At 36.9% G+C, this 8,334-nt stretch carries 7 protein-coding genes and 2 riboswitches; of the genes, 4 read left to right on the top strand and 3 right to left on the bottom strand.

The genetic code is table 11. The features are described 5' to 3' along the window. The first annotated feature begins 2 nt into the window (after nt 1–2). Nucleotides 3–500, top strand: coding sequence for a methylated-DNA--[protein]-cysteine S-methyltransferase (locus tag PY093_RS19745; protein ID WP_275647501.1), 498 nt, complete (start codon nt 3–5; stop codon nt 498–500). A gap of 129 nt (nt 501–629) precedes the next feature. Then, nucleotides 630–1,244, top strand: coding sequence for a DedA family protein (locus PY093_RS19750; RefSeq protein WP_275647502.1), 615 nt, complete (start codon nt 630–632; stop codon nt 1,242–1,244). A 186-nt stretch (nt 1,245–1,430) separates the two neighbouring features. Here the strand turns inward: PY093_RS19750 and mtnA are convergent, their stop codons facing one another. The 3 genes from mtnA to PY093_RS19765 form a co-directional block, all read right to left on the bottom strand. Continuing rightward, nucleotides 1,431–2,483, bottom strand: a complete 1,053-nt coding sequence (mtnA, locus tag PY093_RS19755; protein ID WP_275647503.1) for an S-methyl-5-thioribose-1-phosphate isomerase — start codon at nt 2,481–2,483, stop codon at nt 1,431–1,433. Between the two features lie 17 nt (nt 2,484–2,500). Continuing rightward, on the bottom strand, nt 2,501–3,694 hold the full coding sequence (mtnK, locus tag PY093_RS19760; RefSeq protein ID WP_275647504.1) for an S-methyl-5-thioribose kinase: 1,194 nt from the start codon (nt 3,692–3,694) through the stop codon (nt 2,501–2,503). A 117-nt stretch (nt 3,695–3,811) separates the two neighbouring features. Next, a riboswitch (SAM riboswitch) is annotated at nt 3,812–3,992 on the bottom strand. A 109-nt stretch (nt 3,993–4,101) separates the two neighbouring features. After that, nucleotides 4,102–4,890, bottom strand: coding sequence for a carbon-nitrogen family hydrolase (locus PY093_RS19765; RefSeq protein ID WP_275647505.1), 789 nt, complete (start codon nt 4,888–4,890; stop codon nt 4,102–4,104). A gap of 97 nt (nt 4,891–4,987) precedes the next feature. Between PY093_RS19765 and PY093_RS19770 the strand changes: the two genes are divergently transcribed. Next, nucleotides 4,988–6,160 (top strand): pyridoxal phosphate-dependent aminotransferase, encoded by a 1,173-nt coding sequence (locus PY093_RS19770; protein ID WP_275647506.1) that lies wholly within the window; start codon nt 4,988–4,990, stop codon nt 6,158–6,160. Between the two features lie 89 nt (nt 6,161–6,249). After that, nucleotides 6,250–6,352: riboswitch (SAM riboswitch) on the top strand. 169 nt (nt 6,353–6,521) lie between these two features. Beyond that, a complete protein-coding gene (locus PY093_RS19775) occupies nt 6,522–7,805 on the top strand; it encodes an IS110 family RNA-guided transposase (RefSeq protein WP_275645258.1) in 1,284 nt (427 codons plus the stop codon). Nucleotides 7,806–8,334 lie beyond the last annotated feature (529 nt).

The raw sequence follows: 8,334 nt of genomic DNA on the forward strand, positions 1-8,334 counted from the left end.
TCATGCTCCTACAATACGGAACACTAAAAACAGCCTTATTTGGAACGATCTATATTGTTTCGGATGGTGAATATATTATTGATATTTCTTTATCGGAAATCGATTGGAATAAAACTATTTCAAGGTATAATGTACGTAGAGATCAAGAATTGCCAATAATCAAGGAATGTGTTATACAATTAAATGAGTATTTCGAAGGGAACCGGAAAGAATTTAACCTACCTGTAAAATACAGCGGTACTGATTTTCAACAGAAAGTATGGACAGAACTACAAAGTATTCCATATGGAATAACATGCAGCTATAAAGATATTGCAGTAGCAATAAACAATGAAAAAGCTGTTAGGGCTGTGGGTCAAGCAAACCGTGCAAATCCAATTCCGATCATTATTCCATGTCATCGTGTGATAGGTAAAAATAATACGCTAACCGGGTATGCGGGTAATAGGACTGATTTGAAAGAAAAGCTATTAATGATTGAAGGTAGCTATAGAAATTAGCAACTGACATATAAGTCGACCTAATTGTCCTGCGAAATGTTTAACGTGTTTTCTTTTTTTTACACTAGGTAACTAATAGGTCATGTAGCTATGTTTTTTTATAAATAGTTCAATAAGGGGAGTTACAACGTGGAGATAGAATCACTAATGTTAATCATTAAAGAATATGGCTATATAGCTTTATATTTCATTCTTTGGCTCGGTTTTTTTGGTTTGCCGGTGCCAAATGAAGTAATTGTGATGACAAGTGGTTTTATTACTTCCAAAGGTTTACTCCAGCCTTTACCGGGATTTATCGTCACTTTCGCCGGTGTGATGTCGAGTTTAACGACACTATATTTATTAGGAAGATTTAGCTATAAATCAATCCACACTAGGTTAATGAGATATAAAAAAATAAAAGAATACATAGAAAAATCTGAAGTTCTCATTGAAAAGTATGGACCTGTAGCACTTGTAGTCGGATATGTTTTTCCTGGTGTTCGACATTTCGTCCCATTTTTATCAGGTAGTCACAAAATGGACTTTCGTAAGTTTGCATTTTATGCCTATTCTACAGCGTTTATCTGGACACTCCTGCTATTTTCGACAGGATACTTCTTTGGTAACAATATTGAACAAATAGGAGAAGTTATTTATTCAATTGGTATTATTGGTGTTATTCTTATAGTTCTTACTTTCGGTACACTTATTTTGCTAAAAAGAAAAAGAGCAAGAAAGGCACAACTAATGTCAAAGGAGTAAGTAACGATGGAATATAAAATTGTTTCATAAATATAGGGCAAGTAAAACGAAGAAACAGCTACTGGAATCTATAAAATGCCTACCCAGGAAGAGGGTAAAATTTATGAAGTGAATCCTTCTTTAGATGTGGGGGGAATTGAAAATAAGCGGAAGGCTTCCGACCCTTCCGCTTGTTTGAATTACTAGCTATCCATTAAATAATTTTTCAATGGATTTTGTATAAGTCCCGTTGTATAGAATTCCTTGTTCTGTAATGATTGCAGTAATTAGTTCATTAGGTGTCACATCAAATGCTGGATTGAAGACTTTAATTCCTTCTGGGGCGATACGCTGTCCATTTAGATGAGTTACCTCATCTTCGTGTCGTTCTTCAATCGGTATTTCTCTACCAGATTGAAGGGACACGTCAAACGTGGATATTGGAGCAGCTACATAAAACGGGATATTAAAGGCTTTTGCTAAAAGAGCAAGACCATAGGTGCCAATTTTATTGGCGGTATCTCCATTAGCGGTGATACGATCGGCGCCAACAATGACAGCATTGATACCTTTTGCAGCAATTGTATGGGCGGCCATGTTGTCGGTAATCAATGTTACATCTACTCCAGATTGCTTGAGTTCCCAAGCTGTAAGTCTTGAGCCTTGTAAAACAGGACGTGTTTCAGAAGCGAAAACTTGTAACTCTATATTTCTCTCTTTTGCTAAATGAAAAGGGGCTAGTGCAGTGCCATAGCGTGCTGTCGCAATAGAGCCGGCATTACAAATGGTTAACACTTTATCTTTATTCTTAAAGAGAGAAAGTGCGTATTCACCGATTTGACGACAAACTGCTTCATCTTCAACCTGGATACGAATTGCTTCGTGGGTTAAAGTTGTCTTCGCCTCATTCACTGAGATAGCTTTGCTAATACTTCTAACCATCCGATCTAACGCCCAAAACAGGTTAACGGCTGTAGGACGTGAGCTAGCTAAATAATCTCGATCCTTTTGTAACCTGTCTTTGAATTCTTGAATGGACGTTACTTCATAATTCTGTGCTGCTAGTGCAAGACCAAAAGCAGCTGTTATACCAATTGCTGGTGCACCTCTAACTTTTAAGCTAGTAATGCTATCCCAGACATCTGATAACGTCTTTAATTCTATAAAAACTGTTTCAAGCGGCAGCTTCTGTTGATCTAGTAAAGTAATATATGTTTCGTTCCATTCCACTGAACGTGGAAGTGTTAGTGTGTTAGACATGGTGTGGTGTCACTCCCTTAGTAGCTATAGCTATTTTGAAAATATCCTTTTATTTCGGATGGGTCATTAAGATTTGAACGGTTCAGTATAAGTGTTTTTCCTAATTGTAAAGCCTGTTGTTTTGCTTGTATTCTTGTTGTATCATTTGCGATCTGATCAAGATCCGCAACATGTGACAAGCCGATTGTACGGCGAATAATTTCACAGCCAGCAAAGCCAATCGCATCTTCACACGTTTGCTTCAAAAGATGATCTAAGAATCCATTAACCTTAGAATATGCCTCAACACTATCTTTTTCCCATAAATATGTAAATGTATCGACAAAAACAGTCCAGGTTTTATCGATATGATTGAAAAGAGGCTCTTGTTTATCACTACTACGAGATAATGCGTTTAGAAGTAAGTTTGCTATAAATTGTCCGACGTCAAAGCCAAAAGGCCCATAAAAAGCAAATTCAGGATCAATTACCTTTGTTTCTTGCTCACTAGCGAAAATACTACCAGTATGAAGGTCACCATGTAAAAGTGCATCCGCTTGAGTCAAGAATTTTTGCTTAAGTTTAGCAACTTCCAGTTTTAGTGCGGTATCATTCCATAATTCTTCAACATCTGATTGTAAATCTGTTTCATAGTCATTTGTGTCATAGTCGAAAAATGGGTCAGTGAAAACAAGGTCTTCTGTTATTTTACATAGTTCTGGATTTAAGAATTTATGAGCTAATTTCTTTTTCTCCTGCGGATTCAATGCAAAATCAGAAGTATAAAACAAAGTGTGAGCTAAATATTTCCCGATATGATCTGCAAGGAGTGGATAGTTGATACCGTCAATTAGGCCACCACGCGCGATGCGTAGATGGGATAAATCCTCCATAATTGTTACAGCAAGAACCTCATCGGTATAATACACCTTAGGAACAAAGTCCGGTACTAGATTGGAATAGGTTAATAACGCATTACTTTCGATTGTTGCTCGTTTTAAAGTTAGTGGCCAGCTTTCACCAACAACCTTTGCATAGGGAAGTGCTTGTTTAATAATAATGCTTTTATTGTTGTGATCATCAACAATGTGAAAGACAAGATTTAAGTTGCCATCGCCGATTTCCTTTGCTCTTAAAGGGGCGTTATTGTCAAATAGACCTAGTTTAGTTGCGAGTGCTAGTGCAGTGCTTTCAGTTAACGGTTTATAGATTGAGTGATTTGAGTTAGGCATATGTTAAAACCTCCATGTAATAGTTTTGGTTACTGTTCTCTGGAGGCTTTGCTATGTAAAACAACATAACAAAAGCCCCTTTCGAATCGAAAGAGGCTTGAAGACACAGCTTCGCACCTCTTATCTGCCAGAAAAAATTCTTTCTGTTGGAATTAGCACCGTGCCTTACAGAATGATTAGAAAAAAACGAACACAAAAAATCATTCTGGCGCTTAAGTAGCGCCCCACTTCGCAGTGGTATTACGGTCGGTTGCTGGGCTTCATCGGGCCATTTCCCTCAGCCTGCTCTTGATAAGAGATAAAATTGCAATTGATGCAATTTTGAACTATTAAATTTTTAGAATATTAACGCTTGCTTAGAATCATACCAAGTATAAGTTTTAATTGTCAATTATTTTTTTGAAATTTTACTCATAAAAGCTTGGCCTTCTATCTTGAAAAATCGGTATTTGGCTACGGACTTCTTTGACTTTTTGTAAATCAATTTCTGTGACAATTGTTTCAGTATCAACCCCTGCCTCAGATACTATTTCACCCCAAGGACTGATAATCATTGAATGCCCCGCAAATTCATTTGCAGGATCTTTACCTGATCGATTTACTGCAATGATATAGCACTGGTTTTCGATCGCCCGACTAATGAGAAGCGCTCGCCAATGTGAAAGTCGAGGTAATGGCCATTCAGCCACCACATAAACAACTTCGGCCCCTTGCGTCGTATGGGCACGTATCCATTCGGGAAAACGAATATCATAACAAATGACACCGGCAGATGAAACACCATCAATTGTGAATAGTCCTTTGGAATCTCCAGGTAGTAAATAGTGATGTTCATCCATAAGCTTAAAAAGATGTAGTTTACTATATTCACCAACAACTGCACCAGCTCTGTCAAAGATGTACATTGTATTTGTAATGCCGTCTTTTGTTTTCTTGGCAACAGAGCCTGCAACAATATTAACACGATATTTTTTTGCTAATGCACTTATCGTTGTGATTGTATCTTTTCCATCAACATCTGCAATTTCATGTAGTCTTGTTAAATCATAGCCTGTTGTCCAAAGCTCTGGAAGAACAATAACATCAGGTTGATGGGCAGTATAAACTTTTTCTATTTCATTTTGTGCATTTTGTTTATTAATTTCGGGATTTCCAAACGCGATATCCAGTTGGATGCAAGCGATTTTCAATGACATATAATATACCACCTTTAAATTTTTACTTTACATTTTGTTATTAACAATATATGATTTGTGACTAGAAATTCAAGAACTTTTTGAGAAGGTGTAAAGGATGAAACATTACGAGCAATCACAATTGTTACATAATCTCCCAAAACAATTTTTTGCTTCACTTGTAGAAAAAGTGGGCAAGGTAGTTTCAGAAGGACATGATGTAATAAATCTAGGTCAAGGAAACCCAGACCAACCGACTCCAGCCCATATAGTTGAATCTTTGAAAGTGGCTGCTGAAAATCCAAATTATCATAAATATTCACCTTTTAGAGGACAACAATTTTTAAAGCAAGCAGTGGCTACCTTTTATAAAAGAGAATATGATGTTGATCTTGATCCTGAGAATGAAGTAGCGATTTTATTTGGTGGTAAGGCAGGCTTAGTGGAAATACCACAATGTCTAATGAATCCTGGGGATATCGCACTTGTTCCGGATCCTGGGTATCCGGATTATTTGTCCGGTGTAGAGTTAGCTCGTGGTATAATGGAGTATATGCCATTAGTAGCTGAAAATGAATTTTTACCGGACTTTACTAAAATAGACGCAGAGACTGCGAAAAAAGCCAAGATAATGTTTTTAAATTATCCGAATAATCCTACTGGGGCTGTTGCGTCAAGAGAATTTTTTGAGGAAACAGTTGATTTTGCCAGTAACAATGATATATGTGTCGTCCATGATTTTGCATATGGAGCCATTGGCTTTGATGGAACGAGGCCAACTAGCTTTTTAGAGGTTGGTGGTGCTAAGGACATTGGAATTGAAATTTATACATTTTCAAAAACATATAATATGGCAGGGTGGCGTATAGGGTTTGCCGTGGGAAACCAAAGTGTCATTGAGGCACTTAATCTTTTACAAGATCATCTTTATGTTAGTATCTTTAGTGCAGTCCAAGAAGCTGCGGCATCTGCATTACTTGAATCACAGGAATGTGTTGATGAGTTAGTAGCCCTTTATGAATTACGTAGAAATACTTTTATAAATGGCTTAAAAGAGATAGGTTGGGACGTGCAGGCACCAAAGGGGTCGTTTTTTGCATGGCTTCCTGTCCCTGAAGGCTACTCTTCACAAAGCTTTGCCGATTTATTACTTGAAAAGGCTCATGTCGTTGTTGCTCCAGGAATCGGATTTGGAAAGTTTGGCGAAGGTTACGTACGTGTAGGGTTATTAACAGATTCAGATCGACTTGAAGAAGTGGTGAATAGAATAAAAAACCTAAATCTATTTTAAATTAGGGAGTTGACAGAATATTAAATTTCTGTCATAATCCAAAGTGAATTTTAAACGTATTATTTTTCAACCATTCAAATAAAATTGTTTTCTTATCAAGAGCAGGTGGAGGGACTAGCCCGATGATACCCGGCAACCGACTTATTTAAGCACGGTGCTAATTCTTGCAGCTAAAAGGCTGAGAGATAAGGAGATGGTAGTGTAACTAGCCTCTTCTTATGAAGGGGTTTTTTGAAAGATAAGAAAGCATTCCTGTATTAAAGCAAAATGAGATTTGAATAAAATAAGCCTCCTTGGTATGATACAAAGTGTCCAAGCTGATCAGCGCAAAGGACATTTAATAACCAAAGGAGGACATAAAATGAAGTATAAACAAAATGACAAGATTCTGCAACTTACAGAAAAAACCTTAATTATAGGGGTTGACATTGCTAAACATAAGCATGTCGCAAGAGCACAAGATTATAGAGGTATACAATTTGGAAAAGCTCATACATTTTTAAACACATATGAGGGTTTTGAAGGTTTCATAAACTGGTTAAATCAAATCAAAGCTAAACAGTCTAAGGAAGATGTCATCATTGGGATGGAACCTACTGGACATTATTGGCTTCCGTTGGCTTATTGGCTAAAAGAAAAAGGAAAAAAGGTGGTTGTAGTTAATCCAGCTCATGTTAAGCAAACAAAGGAGTTAGATGACAATTCTCCTACTAAGAATGATTTCAAGGATGCTAGAGTTATCTCTAGACTTATTGAGGGCGGAAGATATTCGGAGCCCAATTTACCGGAAGGTATATACTCGGATTTACGTGAAGGTATGAACCTATATAACCAATTGGTACAGGACCTAACAGCTGTGAAAAATATAGTTCACCAATGGCTCGACCGTTTCTTTCCTGAATATTTAACGGTCTTTGGGAAGTGGGATGGAAAAGCTTCTCTACAAGTTCTAAGAATGGGACTTTTTCCTGATGAGTTATTAGAGCGTGAAGACTTGGAAATTCTAGCTGAAATTCGTAAAGAAGTTAAAAAAGGTGTGGGAATAAAGAAGGTTGTTCAGTTGAAAAACGTTGCCCTTCGTTCAGTAGGCATTAAAGAGGGGCGAAGTCTAGCTAGGTTAAAATTAAAAAGCTTACTAGACCAATACGATCTTCTTTCAGAACAATTAGAGAGCGTCTGGAGTGAAGTAGAGAACATCATACAAGATGTTCCAGGGGCGAGAGAGATGGGAGATATTAAAGGTATTGGACAAGTTACAGTAGCCTCCTTTTTTGCAGAAGTCGGTGATTTACAAAAGTACTCACATCCCGACCAAATTGTTAAGTTAGCAGGATTAAACTTAAAACTAGCTACATCAGGAAAGTGGAAAGGGCAAACAATTATTACTAAACGAGGGCGTCCTAAATTAAGGGCACTATTGTTTAAAGTCGTGTTGCCTCTTGTAGCTCAAAATCCTGCATTTAAGGCACTACATCAGTACTTTATTACACGAAATGAAAATCCATTAAAAAAGAAGCAGTCTATCATCGCTATATGTTGTAAATTAATTCGTATTTTATTTACGATTGGAAAGAAACAAATTGAGTTTGAACCAGCTAAAATGTTACAAGATATTCCTCATTTTAGTATGCAAGAAGCTGCTTAAAAGGATAGGGTAAAGTGATCAAAAAGAAGTTAGGTGCAGAAAATAGTCGAAGATTTATATAACATAAACAGTAGTATCGATGACAATATTTAATTCTCATTTTTTATTCACTTAGTAGTCGAAGTATTTTAAAGTTGTTTCAATTTGAAGAAGACTTACAACAGAAGCTAGGAGCAGTCGGCAAGCATTTATACTATTGGGCAATGACCCCGCAAGAAAGCATCGCCGACCCCACTTCATGGATAGGCAGAACGAAGGAATGTATGCGCATATTTTTCATATGACGCCGTGAGAAATGGGAGGGTGTGCCGCCATGAACATTGTGGGATCCAATAGCGACCATATTTCTAGATATTATCCTTTTTTGTAAAAAAATAGAAGAAGAGGGTTTATTTAACTATGTCCTCCTCCTCTAAAATACAAATAAAGTTCTGTTAGTCCATTAAAGTGCAGTCTTATTGAAATTTGAAATACTGAGAAAAACAGAGAAAACAAGAGAAAAACCTTACTTTAATGAGGGAGTATAAAA

The organism is Cytobacillus sp. S13-E01 (genome assembly GCF_029193815.1).
In the GTDB taxonomy this organism is placed as follows: domain Bacteria; phylum Bacillota; class Bacilli; order Bacillales; family Bacillaceae_L; genus Bacillus_BV.